This is a genomic window from Neobacillus sp. SM06 (assembly GCF_050496765.1).
Taxonomy (GTDB): Bacteria; Bacillota; Bacilli; order Bacillales; family Cytobacillaceae; genus JAEVLT01.
Map to the genome: position 1 here is coordinate 59,792 of NZ_JBNWEO010000009.1, position 16,486 is coordinate 76,277.

Consider the following 16,486-nt stretch of genomic DNA (forward strand, 5'->3'; position numbering starts at 1 on the left):
CTAGATTTTGTGAAAAAGACCTAAAATAGCTGCAGCACCCTGTTAAAACGATTTAAATCGCAAAAGAAGTTATCTTGCTATGAGATAGCTTCTTTTGCGTGCGTTTAAGAGGAGAACAGCAAGTGGTAAATAATTGAAAATGTAAACAGAATGTAAAAGTTGGTATTTTTATGTTAACTATTTGTAAATAACCGGATAAATCTGAATTATCTTGTATAATTAAGGTGTGGCCATGAAATACTTAAATATTTAAGTAAATTATTAAAAAAGGAGTTTTGAAATTATGAAAAACTTTTTTAAAAAATCATTGGCATCATTGGGTGTTACAGCATTTGCAGTCGGCGCTTTTTCAACAGTTTCAAATGCAACGATAGCTTGGGATTCTGACGCAAGTTGGTATGGATCTGGAGGAAGAGCAAATGTATACGCATATACTTCTCAGTCAAATGAGCCAGCAAATTATAAAATTACTGTTTATGCTGAAACAAATGATGGTTCACAGAAATATGCTCAAAAAAATCCTGCCAGTGCTAGTGACTCGATATCAGTCAGCTTTTTAACTGCTGGTCCAGTAAGCAGTGGTTTTTCAGAGCATGAGTGGGTAATGAGTGGTGAAAGTGGATTTGTAAGGAAGTCCATCGATTTCCACTAAAATAGGAGTTAAAACAAACCGTGAATGAGGCTCACATAGTCTTGTTCACGGTTTAAAATAGCTGGAGGGCTTTATGAGGCAAATAATAAAAGATATATTCATAAACAAGAAAATTTTTCTCATGCTTTTTATAGGCTTTTTGCTGACGATATCTCCAATTCTTATTGCTTTTTCAACGAAAAATTATTATGATGAGTTATTTTATGATTCTAAAAATGGTTTTTTTCAGTATTATTACTCGATTAATTTATCTAATGTGAAAGAGTTAGATTTTCATAAAATGCAGGAACTGGCAGAATCTAATTTTATTAAATCTAGCGTTATTACAGAAACTATTTCAGCAAAAATTCCGGAAATAGGTTTTGTAATGGTTGTTGGTTTACTCAATAAAAATATTTGGTCGCCGCCTTTGATCAAAGGAGCAAAATTAGATCTCAATGAAACGAACAATATAATAGCTGGAAAGAATATTTCCAGTACGGTGGGCAAAATAAAATTATTTGATAAAGAATACACGATTAAAGGAATTACCGGGAAAGGCATGGGAAGTGAATACAATAGTAAAATTTATCTATCGCTAAAAAATGCACCTGAACAAATTAAACGTGATATAGAAAAGTCCAATACCCTTCAACTAATTGTCAGGTCAAATCAAAGTCCGAATAAAGAAATAAACGGATTCGTTTCTAAAGTAAAACAAATGAATAAAATTCCGAACATCAAGATCATAAATGAAAAAGCAAATTATGAAAATCAGAAAAACTCCAGACAGGGAGTAAAAGAAGTATTAAGTTATCCTTATAAACTTTTCATTATCGCGCTTATTAATTGTATAACCGTTAGTTATCTGTGGATTTATCTGAAAAGAAAAGATATTTCTTTAAGAAAAGCTTTAGGAGCAAGCAATCTAAATCTCTTTTCGTTTGTATTTGGTCAATTGTTAATCTGTGCAACTTTAGCAACAGTCAGTTCGATCGTTATCCTGTGGGTTTTGGGCAAAATCGGCAACAATATTCTTTATTTTACAAGTTACAATATTGGCTTGAGCTTCTATCTATATCTCACCAGTCTGGTCATAACATTCGTTGTTTCTTTTATTACATCGATCATTCCGTTTCTTCATATAATGAAAATCGAACCCGCAAAAGCATTAAAGGAGTAAATCATATGATGAAAATGAAAAGTGCTCTTAAAGCTTTAAAAAAAAGATGGGTGATTTCAATTCTTCTTCTTATCCAATTTACTTTTGGATTATCAACGATAACGGGTTCTGTCAACGTGTTTTATAACTTATTTTATTTGAAAAATAATTCACTTTTAGACTTAACCAGCACATACTTAATTACAAGTAAAAATCCTGAGGTTGCTGATGAAAGAAAATTTAAGAAAGAGCAAGCTGAGCAGATTTTTAATAAGTTAAAAAAGAACAAAGATGTCATATCGTATGGTACCTACTATGAAGAATTCTTGCCAGTTGCTGCAAGTTCAGTACCACTTAACAGTAAGCTGCTTTCTGAGCTAAATCAAACAAACCTAGGGATGGACAAGCCAGCAATACGTGCAATTGTGATTGATGGAAACTATAATCAGCTTTTAAACTTACAAGTTGAGCAGGGAAAACGGTTTTCTGCTCAGGACTTTACGTATAATCAGAATGAAAAAACCAACATTTTGGTAGGCTCCTATTTCAAAAAGTATTTTCGTATCGGAGATGTAATTAATAATCAATACACGATCATTGGTTTTTTGCCAAAGGATAAATATATTGTTAATAATAATACCACAAACACCTATCTAAAATTGGATAAGGCAGCAGTGATGCCAATGCCTGCTGATATAAACAACAATTATGCTGCCATGTTTTCCAGATTACATGGAGGAACCATTTTAAAATTGCGAAAAGGTGCGGATGTAGAGAAATTAATTCAATCCATTCAAATAAGAGGCGATAACTCTCAGATGTACCTTAAAAACTTAGGTGTAGAGATCCAACAAAATATAAAGAGTAATAGCTACACTGAAATCCCACAAATCATATTGGGTTTGAGTTTTATCCTATTTTCAGTGATTGGAATTGTAGCAACCACATTTATATCGATTATGATGCGGAAAAGAGAATTTGGGGTAAAATTAGTTCTCGGTGAAAGTAAATATGGCCTATTTATTCAAATTCTTTTAGAGAATCTATTGATTGGTATTGTTGGGATGGGCTTATCACTCATTCATTTTATCTGGAAATATAGTGGACTATTAAAAATTTCAAATGAATTCAATTTAGCGAGTGCATTAGACTTTAAAATGAATGCTTCTATCGTATTTCCAGTATTTTCAGTTCTATTACTCGTGATGATCTTATCAAACCTTATCGTCTTTTTGTTTATTAGAAATTTGGAGCCGAAGTCATTGATAGGAGGAATGGAGTAATGGATTTTATTAATCTAAAAAATATCAAAAAGATCTATGGGAATAAGAATCATCTTACTTTTGCATTAAACGATATCAATTTATCGATTAAACAGGGAGAAATGATTGCGATAATGGGGCCATCAGGTTCTGGAAAAAGTACACTATTGAATATTTTAGGGTTAATTGATACCCCAACAGAAGGTGACTATTTTTTAAACGGAAAATCTTTACATGAGATTCGAAAAAATAAGATGCACAAAACGAGAAACCAAATGATCGGATTTGTTTTCCAATATTTCGCGTTGTTAAAAGATTATACTGTCCTTGATAACGTTATCTTGCCGCTAACTTATCGGAAAGCAAGCCATAAGGAGAGAATTTCTAAAGCAAAATTATATCTAGAAAAAGTGGGTTTGAAAGAGCATATGCATAAAACCCCGGATGAATTATCAGGTGGCCAACAACAAAGGGTGGCCATCGCCAGAGCATTAGTATGTGAACCGGAACTAATTTTAGCTGATGAACCAACGGGAAACTTAGATCGAAAAACCGGCGAAGAGATAATCCATTTATTACTACAATTAAACAAGGAAGGAAAAACGATTATTGTTGTAACGCATGATGTTGATGTTGCCAAAAAGTGCGATCGGATTATTGAATTAATTGACGGAAAAGTGAATCATGACACGATGACAGTCGAAAAAGTTGGCAATTCCTAGAGGCTTGTAAAAATACGATGTAATGTATTCAATTATAATCAAGCTGCCGGATTGGTGGCTTTTTTCTCGTCAATTTCCTTGAATTGTTATAAATGAGGCTGATTGCACCCCGAAATTGAATTTATTCCGCCTTAACGATCAACATATCCGCCTACATAATCAAGAATTCCGCCTTCATCCGTCATAATTTCGCCAACAACTATGATTATATCGCCTACGCCCCCATTAATTCCGTCTTCAGACATTTAAGCTAGCCGACTTTTTGACAATAATGTGAATTTGTTCACAAATACACTCAAATTGTGACGTACCTCACAAATTTTTAACCTCAAGGGGAATACAATTTACTCATAGGAAAAACGACCAGATGAAAAAACGATAGGAGAGACGATCATGAACAAGAAAAAACTCGTGATGATTGGTAACGGCATGGCCGGTGTACGGACAATAGAGGAAATCCTCAAAATCGCTCCAGACCAATTTGAGATTACCATTTTTGGAAAAGAACCATACCCAAACTATAACCGTATTAAATTATCAAATATCCTCCAAGGTGATACAAACTTTGATGAAATTATCATTAACCCGCTCGACTGGTATGAAGAAAACAAGATTCAATTATTCACAGGTGAGGCTGTAACCAAAATTGACAGCAGCGCAAAACGAGTCATTACCGACAAGGGTCGAGAAGTTGAATACGATGAATTGATTATGGCAACTGGCTCGAATTCGTTCATTCTACCAATTCCAGGTGCTGACAAACAAGGTGTAACTGGATTTCGTGATCTCAATGATTGTGAAATGATGATCAAATCGGCAAAAGAATATAAGAAAGCCGTCGTCATCGGCGGCGGACTGCTTGGACTTGAAGCGGCACGCGGCTTGCTTAATCTCGGCATGGAAGTGGATGTAGTCCATTTAATGCCGCATTTGATGGAGCGCCAGCTAGATCCAGCAGCATCGGCATTGCTGAAAAAAGAACTGGAATCCCAAGGCATGAATTTCTTAATGGAGAAGCAAACCGTTGAAATTCTCGGTGATGAGCGGGCAACAGGGCTTCGTTTTAAAGACGGATCTGAAATTGACGCCGATCTTGTAGTAATGGCGATTGGCATTAAACCAAATGTAGCGGTGGCAAAGGATAGTGGCATTTATGTCAATCGCGGGATTGTCGTGAACGATTATCTGGAAACTCAAACCGCTAATGTTTATGCCGTTGGTGAATGCGCTGAACACCGCGAAATCGTTTATGGCCTGGTTGCGCCATTATATGAACAAAGCAAAGTGCTAGCAAGCCGGATTTGCGGCAAAGAAACAGCACCATATGAAGGCTCGGTTACAGGAACACAATTAAAAGTTGCTGGAGTTGACCTTTATTCGGCGGGGGAAATTTTTGAAGATGAAACAACGCAGGCAATCAAAGTTCATAATGAATTTGACGGCGTTTATAAAAAGATTTTAATCAGAGACAACCGGGTCGTCGGGGTTGTGCTTTACGGTGATACGCAGGACAGCACAAAGCTGTTTCGAATGCTGACAAAAAAAGAAGATGTTAGCGGCATGACAAGCATTTCACTTTTACAATCACAGGACGGCTCAGCCACAGGCGATGATGTTGCTTCAATGCCGGATGATGAACTAGTCTGTGGCTGCAACGGAGTCACAAAAGGTACGATTGTGGAAGCAATCCGCACCCAAGGATTAACAACGGTTGATCAAGTTGGCGGCTGTACAAATGCCGGACGTTCATGCGGACGCTGCAAACCGATGATTGGCAAAATTTTAGCTCATACGCTTGGGGATCAATTTGATGCGGCTGCTGCGCAAAAAACAACTCTTTGCGGCTGTACAACACTTAGCCGTGACGAAGTGGTTGCCGAGATTAAAGAAAAGGGCTTAACAAGCATTAAAGAAGTTATGAACGTGCTTGGCTGGAAAAATGAAGAAGGCTGTACAAAATGCCGTCCGGCGCTTAACTACTTCCTTGGCATGATTTATATGGATGAATACAAAGATGACCGTGATTCCCGCCTGGTAAATGAAAAAATGCACGCCAATATTCAAAAGGATGGAACGTTCACGGTTGTCCCAAGAATGTACGGCGGTGTGACAAATGCAAAAGATTTGATTAAAATTGGCGAAGTCGCTGAGAAATACAATGTACCGCTTGTAAAATTAACGGGCGGTCAGCGGATCGGCTTGTTCGGTGTCAAAAAAGAAGATCTGCCCGCTATTTGGGAAGAGCTTGACATGCCATCCGGGTATGCGTACGGAAAAACACTGCGCACGGTTAAAACTTGTGTCGGCGCCCAATTCTGCCGCTATGGAACACAAGATTCCATGGCACTTGGCATCAAGCTTGAGAAAAAATTTGAACGGCTCGATACGCCGCATAAAGTGAAAATGGGTGTATCGGCATGTCCGAGAAACTGCTCGGAAGCGGGGATCAAAGATTTCGGAGTCGTTGGAATTGATGGCGGCTGGGAAATTTATGTTGGCGGTAACGGCGGTGTCGACCTTCGTGCCGGCGATTTGCTCATTACGGTTAAAACACAAGAAGAAGTAATGGAAATCGCTGGAGCCTATTTGCAATACTACCGCGAAACAGCCACTTACTTGGAGCGCACATCGAAATGGCTTGAGCGCGTAGGACTGGAGCATGTCAAACAAGTTCTTGCAGATGAACAAATGAGAAAAGAATTGAATGAGCGGATGGACAAAACGTTGAAAAAATATAGTGAACCGTGGAAAGAAGCAATTGAAAATGAAGAAATCCTATCGAAATACTATGAAAAACATGATATATTAGTAGGGAGTGATTCGAAATGAATGAAACGTTGACACGTGTCGCAGTTGCTAACTATTCGAAACTGCCGCAACGAGTTGGTTATACGGTTACCATTGGGGGACATACCATTGCGATTTTTAAAGTAACGAATGGGAATGTTTACGCAATTGAAAATCGCAGCCCACATCCAAAAGGCGGCGTGCTGTCGGAAGGGCTTGTCAGTGGGGAATTCGTATTTTGCCCGGTGTATGATTGGAAAATTTCTTTAGTTGACGGAAAAGTGCAGGCACCGGACGAAGGCCAAGTGCAAACATATCCGGTGAAAGTCGAAGGAGATACGGTATACTTACTCGTTTAGATCGAAACATAAAGCTTGCCCAAATCGGCAATTGATTCAGCATAGGAGGATGGCTGCAAGATGAAAACAGGGAAAGTATTTTTAGTCGGAGCGGGACCAGGGGATGTCCGTTTAATTACGGTGAAGGGCATGGAGGCCATCAAGCAAGCAGAGGTCATTTTATATGATCGGCTTGCCAATCCGAAATTACTGGAATTTGCACCAGAGGCTTGCGAACGGATTTATTGCGGAAAACTGCCTGATCGCCATATTTTACGGCAGGAGAACATCAATGACCTGTTAGTTGAAAAAGCGCTAGAAGGCAAAGTGGTAGTCCGCCTTAAAGGCGGCGATCCTGGTGTTTTTGGCAGAGTAGGGGAAGAAGCCGCAGCCCTTGCCCGTTTCCAGATTCCGTTTGAAATTGTTCCTGGTGTTTCATCAGGGATTGCAGCGCCCCTCTATGCGGGAATACCTGTTACCCATCGTGAATATGCTGAATCGTTTGCTGTCGTAACAGCCCACGACAAATCCAAAGATGGCAAGCCGATCCTCGATTGGGAGGGGCTGGCCCGCGGCGTTGATACGATCGCTTTTTACATGGGCGTCGGCAACCTGCCATTTATTTGTGAAAATTTGATCGAGCATGGCAAGGCTCCTGATACGCCGGTGATCTTGATTCAATGGGGGACGTTCAGCCGTCAGAAAACGCTCGAAGGGACGTTAGCGGATATTTCAGTGAAAGTGGCTGAAGCCAAATTTTGCAATCCAGCGATTATTTTAGTCGGAAACGTCATTTCGTTACGGGAAAAAATCAGCTGGTTTGAGAAAATGCCACTCTACGGCAGGCAAATTGTGCTGGCACGATCTGGCGAAGGGCCAAGTGAACTGGCTAAAGAATTAATCGAACAGGGTGCGGATGTCATCGAGTTTCCAAAATGGAAAAAAATGAAATTGCCCGTTGATCCAAAACTGTTAGCTGAAGTTTCAAACTTTAAGAAAATTTTGTTTACTACACCAGAAAGTGCTATTGAATTTTTCACCGCTCTTGTTGAATATGGCATTGATAGTCGTAAAATCCAAGCAGATTTCTTTGGCGGATCGGTAAAAACACTGAAAGCTTTGAAGGAACGCGGCTTTTTAAGCCAACTAGTGAAAGATATGCCGGAAACCGGTCGGTTGTTGATTGTTGGCGATGACCGACTGCTGGAAAGTCAGCTGGAGTATACGTTCCACTATGGGACATTTGATTCCTGGATCACCAGTAAAAAGGAGCTTGATCAGCAGTTTTTCCCGATTTTGCAGCGGATGCTGGAAGAGGCGGAGGTAAATACGATGATCTTCCCATGCAAAGCGAGCGTTGAGCCGTTTTTTGCAGGGTTACATGAACTCGGAATTGTTGGGAAAACATTTCTGGAAGGTAAACAAGTGGTTTGTATGGGGAAAGAGACAGCTGGTGCTCTAGAGGCAGCAGGGCTGAATGTGAGTGGCACCCCCTCAACAGCAACGAGGGAAGCAATGGTAGAGTACCTAAAAACGAATTCAGTAAGCAGATGAACTGAGCTATTGCTCAGTTTTGTCTATTTATAGGGGCATTGTTGTTTTCGCTTGATTTCACACTTAAAATTAAGCTTAGGACGGGGAAAATTATATACTGGAGGTGGATGCGAGATGACCTTTTATCCGATGATGCTGAATCTTGCTGGAAAAAAGGTTGTTGTAATCGGCGGCGGGAAAGTGGCAGAACGAAAAGTCAAGGGGTTGCTTGAAGCAGATGCGCAGATTGTGGTAGTGAGTCCGGAAGCTACGGACGATATTGCCAGCCTTTCCGGCGAGGGTCTGATTGAGTGGGTGCAGAGACCGTTTTCCGGTGCGGATATACAAGGGGCGTTGCTGATTTTTGCTACAACAAACGATCGGAAATTGAATCAGGAGATTAAAGATTTGGCCGAATCGCATCAATTCGTGACGATTGCGGATGATCCAGATGGTTCGGATTTTCATGTGCCCGCCCAGGTGAAACGGGGCCGGCTGAGCATCGCAGTTTCGACGAATGGAGCGAGCCCTATGCTGGCACGGCAGATTCGTGAGCGTCTCGAGTTGGAATTTGACGCGCGGTATGAGGCGTATGTGGAATTTCTTTATCAGGCTCGAAAGAAGATTTTAGCGGAAGTGACCGATCCCTTTTTAAAAAAGAAGTTGTTGCAGAAAATTTCCAGTCCAGAGTTTTGGAAAAACGGCGATTGGGAAACACAGTTTCGAAGTTTGTATAAGGGATCGCATCACCAAAGTTAAGATAATGTCAATTTGTTGGTGGGATCCCTATACGTAATTACTGCTAGCTGTTGAAAAGCTAGTTTTTTTTTGAAAAAAATATAAAAAATTCAGATAAAACAGTTCCATTTTTCGAAAATGTGTTATATAATACAAAACGTAATAAATGTCTGTTTTATAACAAAAATGAATGGCGGTGAGGAATTTCGCGGTCTGATCGGCTTTTGTTCAATGTTGCTGTTGTAGTACAAGGGGTATCGTTTTTGGGGGAATTTAGAGGCTGGGGTTTAAAACAAACTAGATTGTTATTTTAAGAGGAGGATGTAAACATGACGGATTTGCGAGTAAAACATTTGCAGGAATCTTGGGAATTTGATGAGCGGTGGAAAGGGGTTACGCGTCCGTATTCGGCAGAGGATGTTATCAAACTTCGCGGTTCTATCGATATTGAGTACACGCTTGCACAGCGGGGTGCGGAGAAACTTTGGAACTTGCTACACGAGGAAGACTATATCAATGCGCTTGGTGCGCTCACGGGTAATCAGGCTGTCCAACAGGTGAAAGCTGGACTCAAGGCAATTTATTTAAGCGGCTGGCAGGTTGCGGCAGATGCCAACCTTGCCGGACAAATGTATCCGGATCAAAGCTTGTATCCTGCGAATAGTGTTCCGAATGTTGTAAAACGAATCAACCAGGCACTGCAGCGTGCGGATCAAATCCACCATTCAGAAGGTGACCATTCGATTGATTGGTTTGCTCCGATTGTTGCCGATGCGGAAGCAGGCTTTGGGGGACAGTTGAATGTTTTTGAATTAATGAAAGCGATGATTGAGGCAGGGGCTTCTGGTGTCCATTTTGAAGACCAGCTTTCTTCGGAAAAGAAATGCGGTCATTTAGGTGGCAAAGTGTTGCTGCCAACGCAAACAGCTGTCCGTAATTTAATTGCAGCCCGCCTTGCTGCTGATGTAATGGGTACGCAGACTGTATTGGTTGCCCGGACGGACGCGAATGCCGCCGATTTGATTACAAGTGATGTTGATCCATATGATGCCCCGTTTATTACTGGCGAGCGGACTTCTGAAGGATTTTTCCGAACAAAGTCCGGCATTGAACAGGCGATTGCCCGCGGATTGGCCTATGCTCCATATGCTGACCTGATCTGGTGTGAAACTTCTGAACCGAATGTTGAGGAAGCTCGCCGTTTTGCTGAGGCAATTCATGAGAAATTCCCGGAAAAACTGCTCGCCTATAACTGTTCACCATCGTTCAACTGGAAAAAGAAATTAGATGAAGAAACGATTGCCAATTTCCAAAAAGAGCTTGGCAAGATGGGTTATAAATTCCAATTTGTTACACTTGCCGGTTTCCATGCCTTGAACCACAGCATGTTTGAGCTTGCCCGCGACTACAAAGAGCGCGGCATGGCGGCATACTCTGAACTGCAGCAGGCTGAATTTGCCAGCGAGCAGTACGGTTACAGTGCAACCAGACACCAGCGCGAGGTTGGAACAGGCTACTTTGACCAGGTTTCCATGATTGTTACGGGCGGAACGTCTTCAACAACCGCTTTGAAAGGTTCGACCGAAGAAGCCCAATTTACCGGAGCGAAATAATTCGATTTTCAAAACCTTCCCTCGTGTGCGGGGAAGGTTTTTAGCCATCGGAAAAGGTAATGTTATGGTGGCTAGTTGGCGTGAAGGCGGAATTCGGGGCCGCATCGGCGGAAAAAAGCAAACTGAAGGCGGAATTCCGCACCAGTTAGGCGGAAAAAACAAAATAACGGCGGAATAGCTTAGCCTATTCGACAAAGACGTCGAATTCCACTTAAAACGCGTCGAATCCGCCCCCAAATGCGTCGAATTCCGCCACAACCGCGTCGAATCGCGCTCCCAAAGACGTCGAATTCCACTTCAATCGCGTCGAATCCGCTCCAAAAGACGTTGAATTCTGCTCCAACCGCGTCGAATCCGCTCCCAAAGACGTCGAATTGCGCTCCAATCGCGTCGAATCCGCCCCCAAAGACGTCGAATTCCACTTAAAACGCGTCGAATCCGCCCCCAAAGACGTTGAATTCCGCTCCAACCGCGTCGAATCCGCCCCCAAAGACGTCGAATTCCACTTAAAACGCGTCGAATCCGCCCCCAAAGACGTTGAATTCCGCTTCAAACGCGTCGAATCCGCCCGCAAAGACGTCGAATTCCGCTCCAAACGCGTCGAATCCGCCCCCAAAGACGTTGAATTCCGCTTCAACCGCGTCGAATCCGCCCGCAAAGACGTCGAATTCCGCTCCAAACGCGTCGAATTCTCATGAAACTGTTCGATTTCCTTTTGACAGCACTTTTTTTAAAATAGAATCATACATAATAATAGGTAAATCACATCGTTGGAGTTGATATTTTTGAAAAAACCGACAGTAGAGGAAGTTTTGCAGCAGGGAATTTACGGTACGAAGGAAATAAAGCCGGAAGAAAGACGGCAATTTCTCGGAACGTTAAGGGAGCGGGTTCTTGCTGTTCTGAAGAAAAACCAGGTGAGGGAGCAAGACGTTTACCCGCAAATTGGCCAGCTATTAAAAGAAAATCCTACTGCACACCTTTTATTAAACGGTACCCTTCCATATCGCGATTTATCAAAATACGTGAAGATTGCGAAAAAATGTAAAGCCTCCTATACAATTGTGACAAATAAGGAGCATGACACCGAGATTGGGCTTGTTCTGGCAGTGGATCATGCAATTGACAAAGAGGAAATTTATCTAGGAAAAACAAACTCCACATCACAAACCAAAGCAAAGTCACCATCGTTTTTGGCAAAACTTTTTAAACGAGGCTGAAATTTGTTGAAACATGGAGTATAATGAAAGCAAAAATACGATAGCACTGGGGGATCCGGAAAGCGGCCGGCTGAGAGTAAGACCCGAAATGTCTTTTACCCTTAAAACCTGATCTGGTTTGTACCAGCGTAGGGAAGTGTATGGAAACCATTCATGCGAACTTCTGCTCAGTAATATCCCCCAGTGCTTGCGATTGAGGGGTTTTTTATGCGAAAAACACAGAAACTTACCGTAACGGCGATGCTGATTGCTTTGGGAACGCTGACGAGCAACTTGTTGTATATCCCACTCGGGGTTACAAAGCTTTTCCCGATGCAAAGCTTAATTAACGTTTTATCAGCCGTTATTCTTGGACCTTATTACGCTCTTGCGGAGGCATTTGGCATCTCGCTGATTCGCAACATGATGGGCACCGGTTCCGTCTTTGCTTTTCCGGGAAGCATGATTGGCGCGGTACTGGCTGCAATTCTGTATAGCAAAACAAACAAACTCTACTTGGCCTTTTTTGGAGAAGTCGTCGGGACAGGGATTCTTGGGGCGATGGCCAGCTTTCCAATTGCCACCTTGCTGCTTGGCAACCAGGCCACCCTTTTTGGTTTTATTCCGATGTTTATCTTCAGTTCACTCGCAGGTGCGGCCATTGGTCTGATTCTTCTCGCCATATTAATGAAAAATAAAGGCGTCATCCGGGTGTTAAGCGCAAACCAAAGCAAAAATTAGCTGGTGAAGAAATTCATCAGCTTTTTTTAATAAAATTTTCTGAAATTGACAACGTTTTCAATGTTGCTTAAATCGGCACAGCCATTGCGAGAATACAGAAATATTTGGTATCATCAATAAATAAACCATGATTGCAATTTGAACGGAGGTAATAAAAAATGACCCGTATATCAGCGGAGCAGGTGAAGCATGTCGCCAATCTTGCGAGACTAGCGATCACTGAAGAAGAGACAGAAAAATTTACAAAACAGCTCGATGCGATTATTACCTTTGCAGAGCAGTTAAATGAACTCGATACTGAGAACGTCGAGCCGACTTCGCATGTCCTTGATATGAAAAATGTGCTGCGTGAAGATAATCCGAAGCCGGGACTGCCGCGTGAACAAGTGTTGAAAAATGCGCCGGAGCACCAGGATGGTCAGATCAAAGTGCCGGCGATTTTAGGCGAGTAAGGAGGAGAACAGGTGAGTATTTTTGATAACAAAGTCGCAGAACTGCATCAATTTTTACATAAAAAAGAATTAACCGTAACGGATTTGGTTGATGAGTCGTATAAGCGCATTCGTGAAGTGGACGATCAAGTACAGGCATTTTTAACATTGGATGAAGAGCGGGCAAGGGCTGCTGCAAACCGTTTTGATCAAAAGCTGGTAACGGACGAGCATAAAGGGTTGCTATTCGGCATGCCGATCGGGCTAAAGGATAATATTGTCACAAAAGACCTCCGGACAACTTGTGCCAGCAAAATCCTTGAAAATTTTCAGCCGATTTATGATGCAACAGTTGTACAAAAATTGCAGTCTGCAGAGACGATCACCATTGGCAAATTAAACATGGACGAGTTTGCGATGGGCTCATCCAATGAAAATTCCGCTTATAAAAAAACGCGCAATCCATGGAATCTTGAAACCGTGCCAGGCGGTTCTTCCGGTGGTTCAGCCGCTTCGGTTGCAGCAGGGGAAGTTTTGTTTTCACTAGGATCGGATACTGGCGGTTCGATTCGCCAGCCAGCTGCCTTTTGCGGTGTTGTTGGGCTTAAACCGACATATGGCCGGGTTTCCCGCTTTGGCTTGGTGGCATTTGCGTCATCATTAGATCAAATCGGTCCGATTACGAGAACGGTCGAGGATAATGCGTATCTTTTACAAGCAATTTCCGGCGTGGATCCAATGGATTCAACCTCAGCCAATGTCGAGGTGCCAAATTTTGTCGAATCCTTAACGGGTAATTGTAAAGGTTTGAAAATTGCCGTACCGAAAGAGTACCTTGGCGAAGGTGTTACCGATGCCGTCCGCCAGTCGGTTTTAGCAGCGTTACGAGTGCTCGAAAAGCAAGGCGCTGTGTGGGAAGAGGTATCGCTGCCACACTCGAAATATGCGCTGGCAACCTATTATTTGCTGTCTTCATCCGAGGCATCCGCAAACCTGTCGCGCTTTGACGGGGTGCGCTACGGCTACCGGACACCGAATGCCGAGACGTTAATCGATTTGTATAAAAACACACGTGCAGAAGGCTTGGGCGATGAAGTCAAGCGTCGGATCATGCTCGGAACATTTGCACTTAGCTCAGGTTATTATGATGCTTACTATAAAAAAGCGCAAAAAGTGCGTACATTGATTAAACAGGATTTTGAGACGGTTTTTGAAAACTACGATGTGATCATTGGCCCTACGACGCCGACGCCAGCATTTAAAATTGGCGAAAAAATTGCCGATCCATTGACCATGTATGCAAACGATATTTTGACGATTCCAGTCAACTTGGCTGGCGTGCCGGCGATTTCGGTGCCGTGCGGTTTTGATGGCGGGCTGCCGCTTGGGTTGCAAATCATTGGCAAGCATTTCGATGAGGCGACCGTGTACCGTGTTGCCCATGCATTTGAACAAGCAACAGACTACTATAAACAAAAGCCGGTATTATAGGGGGTGAAGGAAGATGGAATTTGAAACAGTGATCGGACTAGAAGTCCATGTTGAGTTAAAAACAGCTTCAAAAATTTTTTCCTCCAGTCCAAATCAATTTGGAGCGGAGCCGAATACCAATACAAATGTCGTCGATTTAGGCTATCCGGGCGTCCTGCCGGTTTTGAACAAAAAAGCTGTCGACTATGGGATGAAAGCGGCGATGGCATTAAACTGCCAGATCGCAACGCACACGAAGTTTGACCGCAAGAATTATTTTTATCCGGATAACCCAAAAGCTTATCAAATATCGCAATTTGACAAACCAATTGGCGAACACGGCTGGATTGAAATTGAAGTGAACGGCTATACGAAAAAGATCGGAATTACCCGGATTCATCTAGAAGAGGACGCCGGCAAACTGAACCATGGCCAAGGCTATTCGCTTGTCGATTATAACCGACAGGGGACGCCTCTCGTCGAAATCGTCTCTGAACCGGATATTCGCACGCCGGACGAAGCCTACGCCTATTTGGAAAAATTAAAGTCCATCATCCAGTACACAGGCGTTTCGGACTGTAAAATGGAAGAAGGCTCATTGCGATGTGATGCCAATATTTCCATTCGTCCTGTCGGGCAAAAAGAGTTTGGTACAAAAACGGAATTAAAAAATTTAAACTCGTTTAACTTTGTCCGCAAAGGGCTTGAATATGAAGAAAAGCGGCAGCGGGAAGTTGTTGCTGCCGGCGGTGTGATTGAGCAGGAAACGCGCCGCTATGATGAAGCAACAAACACGACCATTCTGATGCGGGTAAAGGAAGGGTCGGATGACTATCGCTATTTTCCAGAACCGGATTTAATGGATTTGTCTATTGATGAAGAATGGAAAGCGCGGATTCGTGCGGAAATTCCCGAACTTCCGGATGCACGGCAAAAGCGTTATGTGGAAGAACTGGGGCTTCCGGTGTATGACGCAAAAGTGCTGACCGTGACGAAAGAAATGGCTGACTTTTTCGAGGCGACGATTCAAGCTGGCGCTGACGCAAAAATGGCCTCCAACTGGCTGATGGGGGATGTTTCCGGTTATATGAACGCTGAGCAGAAAGAGCTTGCCGATCTCCCACTAACGCCAGAAAACCTGGCAGGAATGATCAAACTCATTGAAAACGGCACGATTTCATCAAAAATTGCGAAAACGGTCTTCAAAGAGCTGATCGAACATGGCGGTGATGCCGAGCAAATCGTTAAGGAAAAAGGACTCGTGCAAATTTCCGACGAAAGCGCACTGTTAAAAATCGCAACCGAAATCATCGATGCCAATCCGCAGTCAGTGGAAGATTTTAAAAATGGCAAAGCGAAAGCAATCGGCTTCCTTGTTGGGCAAATGATGAAAGCAACAAAAGGACAGGCCAACCCGCAAATGGTTAATAAAATATTGCAGGAAGAATTGAAAAAGAGGTAAATAATCAATGAGGCTGAGGGAACCGGATTCCTTCAGCCTTTTATTTCTGGACAAAAAATTGTTCCAAAGGAATTGCCGAATATCGTCTAACCCCACTCGACAATTTTCTCCTATTTCCCGGGAAAAAAAGCGGCATTTCATACCGGTTCTGAGCAATTTTAATCAAACGTTTGATTAAAAAAAACAGAGAGAAGTCAGTCGAAATTTGCTTAATAATGTAGTATAATGAAGGGGAAGTTTCGTATATACTTTACTAAAACGGGATGTAGCTCAGCTTGGTAGAGCACTAGCATGGGGTGCTAGGGGTCGCAGGTTCAATTCCTGTCATCCCGATAAAAAAGGCCAGACACTACTTCAAAGTGCCTGGCCTTTTTCCATTTGGAAAAGTCTAAAAAAA

At 42.4% G+C, this 16,486-nt stretch carries 15 protein-coding genes, 1 tRNA gene and 1 riboswitch; all 16 genes read left to right on the plus strand.

The features are described from left to right. Nucleotides 1-283: 283 nt before the first annotated feature. The 16 genes from ACQYAD_RS02830 (at nucleotide 284) to ACQYAD_RS02905 (ending at nucleotide 16,422) form a co-directional block, all read left to right on the plus strand. The gene (locus ACQYAD_RS02830) at nucleotides 284-652 is read left to right on the plus strand and encodes a hypothetical protein (protein WP_430235312.1); all 369 of its coding nucleotides are present in this window, start codon (nucleotides 284-286) and stop codon (nucleotides 650-652) included. A gap of 73 nt (nucleotides 653-725) precedes the next feature. After that, nucleotides 726-1,814, plus strand: coding sequence for an ABC transporter permease (locus ACQYAD_RS02835; protein WP_430235314.1), 1,089 nt, complete (start codon nucleotides 726-728; stop codon nucleotides 1,812-1,814). A gap of 5 nt (nucleotides 1,815-1,819) precedes the next feature. Continuing rightward, nucleotides 1,820-3,076, plus strand: coding sequence for an ABC transporter permease (locus tag ACQYAD_RS02840; protein ID WP_430235316.1), 1,257 nt, complete (start codon nucleotides 1,820-1,822; stop codon nucleotides 3,074-3,076). Then, nucleotides 3,076-3,777: an ABC transporter ATP-binding protein gene (locus ACQYAD_RS02845; RefSeq protein ID WP_430235318.1), complete on the plus strand. Its 702-nt coding sequence runs from the start codon at nucleotides 3,076-3,078 to the stop codon at nucleotides 3,775-3,777. The genes ACQYAD_RS02840 and ACQYAD_RS02845 overlap by 1 nt, the downstream gene beginning before the upstream one ends. 393 nt (nucleotides 3,778-4,170) lie before the next feature. Continuing rightward, nucleotides 4,171-6,606, plus strand: a complete 2,436-nt coding sequence (gene nirB / locus ACQYAD_RS02850) for a nitrite reductase large subunit NirB (RefSeq protein ID WP_430235321.1) — start codon at nucleotides 4,171-4,173, stop codon at nucleotides 6,604-6,606. Continuing rightward, the gene (gene nirD, locus ACQYAD_RS02855; protein ID WP_430235323.1) at nucleotides 6,603-6,923 is read left to right on the plus strand and encodes a nitrite reductase small subunit NirD; all 321 of its coding nucleotides are present in this window, start codon (nucleotides 6,603-6,605) and stop codon (nucleotides 6,921-6,923) included. The genes nirB and nirD overlap by 4 nt, the downstream gene beginning before the upstream one ends. A gap of 60 nt (nucleotides 6,924-6,983) precedes the next feature. Beyond that, a complete protein-coding gene (gene cobA / locus ACQYAD_RS02860) occupies nucleotides 6,984-8,456 on the plus strand; it encodes a uroporphyrinogen-III C-methyltransferase (protein WP_430235325.1) in 1,473 nt (490 codons plus the stop codon). Between the two features lie 114 nt (nucleotides 8,457-8,570). Further along, nucleotides 8,571-9,194, plus strand: coding sequence for a precorrin-2 dehydrogenase/sirohydrochlorin ferrochelatase family protein (locus ACQYAD_RS02865; protein WP_430235328.1), 624 nt, complete (start codon nucleotides 8,571-8,573; stop codon nucleotides 9,192-9,194). A 308-nt stretch (nucleotides 9,195-9,502) separates the two neighbouring features. After that, entirely contained in the window at nucleotides 9,503-10,786 is a 1,284-nt protein-coding gene (gene aceA / locus ACQYAD_RS02870) for an isocitrate lyase (RefSeq protein ID WP_430235331.1), read from the plus strand. Between the two features lie 374 nt (nucleotides 10,787-11,160). Then, nucleotides 11,161-11,484, plus strand: a complete 324-nt coding sequence (locus ACQYAD_RS02875; RefSeq protein ID WP_430235334.1) for a hypothetical protein — start codon at nucleotides 11,161-11,163, stop codon at nucleotides 11,482-11,484. A gap of 87 nt (nucleotides 11,485-11,571) precedes the next feature. After that, the gene (locus ACQYAD_RS02880; protein WP_430235337.1) at nucleotides 11,572-12,006 is read left to right on the plus strand and encodes a YueI family protein; all 435 of its coding nucleotides are present in this window, start codon (nucleotides 11,572-11,574) and stop codon (nucleotides 12,004-12,006) included. A gap of 38 nt (nucleotides 12,007-12,044) precedes the next feature. Further along, nucleotides 12,045-12,158: riboswitch (TPP riboswitch) on the plus strand. A 55-nt stretch (nucleotides 12,159-12,213) separates the two neighbouring features. Then, a complete protein-coding gene (gene thiW, locus ACQYAD_RS02885; protein ID WP_430235340.1) occupies nucleotides 12,214-12,726 on the plus strand; it encodes an energy coupling factor transporter S component ThiW in 513 nt (170 codons plus the stop codon). A 158-nt stretch (nucleotides 12,727-12,884) separates the two neighbouring features. Further along, nucleotides 12,885-13,178 (plus strand): Asp-tRNA(Asn)/Glu-tRNA(Gln) amidotransferase subunit GatC, encoded by a 294-nt coding sequence (gatC, locus tag ACQYAD_RS02890; protein WP_430235343.1) that lies wholly within the window; start codon nucleotides 12,885-12,887, stop codon nucleotides 13,176-13,178. 12 nt (nucleotides 13,179-13,190) lie between these two features. After that, nucleotides 13,191-14,648, plus strand: coding sequence for an Asp-tRNA(Asn)/Glu-tRNA(Gln) amidotransferase subunit GatA (gene gatA, locus ACQYAD_RS02895; RefSeq protein ID WP_430235346.1), 1,458 nt, complete (start codon nucleotides 13,191-13,193; stop codon nucleotides 14,646-14,648). A 13-nt stretch (nucleotides 14,649-14,661) separates the two neighbouring features. Continuing rightward, nucleotides 14,662-16,089 (plus strand): Asp-tRNA(Asn)/Glu-tRNA(Gln) amidotransferase subunit GatB, encoded by a 1,428-nt coding sequence (gene gatB / locus ACQYAD_RS02900; RefSeq protein WP_430235348.1) that lies wholly within the window; start codon nucleotides 14,662-14,664, stop codon nucleotides 16,087-16,089. 259 nt (nucleotides 16,090-16,348) lie between these two features. Then, nucleotides 16,349-16,422 (plus strand) — tRNA-Pro (locus ACQYAD_RS02905). The last annotated feature ends 64 nt before the right edge of the window (nucleotides 16,423-16,486 follow it).

Bases quoted from the DNA above. Each gene is read 5' to 3' on its own strand.
- ACQYAD_RS02830 (WP_430235312.1), top strand. From the start codon at position 284: ATGAAAAACTTTTTTAAAAAATCATTGGCATCATTGGGTGTTACAGCA.
- ACQYAD_RS02835 (WP_430235314.1), top strand. From the start codon at position 726: ATGAGGCAAATAATAAAAGATATATTCATAAACAAGAAAATTTTTCTC.
- ACQYAD_RS02840 (WP_430235316.1), top strand. From the start codon at position 1,820: ATGATGAAAATGAAAAGTGCTCTTAAAGCTTTAAAAAAAAGATGGGTG.
- ACQYAD_RS02845 (WP_430235318.1), top strand. From the start codon at position 3,076: ATGGATTTTATTAATCTAAAAAATATCAAAAAGATCTATGGGAATAAG.
- nirB (WP_430235321.1), top strand. From the start codon at position 4,171: ATGAACAAGAAAAAACTCGTGATGATTGGTAACGGCATGGCCGGTGTA.
- nirD (WP_430235323.1), top strand. From the start codon at position 6,603: ATGAATGAAACGTTGACACGTGTCGCAGTTGCTAACTATTCGAAACTG.
- cobA (WP_430235325.1), top strand. From the start codon at position 6,984: ATGAAAACAGGGAAAGTATTTTTAGTCGGAGCGGGACCAGGGGATGTC.
- ACQYAD_RS02865 (WP_430235328.1), top strand. From the start codon at position 8,571: ATGACCTTTTATCCGATGATGCTGAATCTTGCTGGAAAAAAGGTTGTT.
- aceA (WP_430235331.1), top strand. From the start codon at position 9,503: ATGACGGATTTGCGAGTAAAACATTTGCAGGAATCTTGGGAATTTGAT.
- thiW (WP_430235340.1), top strand. From the start codon at position 12,214: ATGCGAAAAACACAGAAACTTACCGTAACGGCGATGCTGATTGCTTTG.
- gatC (WP_430235343.1), top strand. From the start codon at position 12,885: ATGACCCGTATATCAGCGGAGCAGGTGAAGCATGTCGCCAATCTTGCG.
- gatB (WP_430235348.1), top strand. From the start codon at position 14,662: ATGGAATTTGAAACAGTGATCGGACTAGAAGTCCATGTTGAGTTAAAA.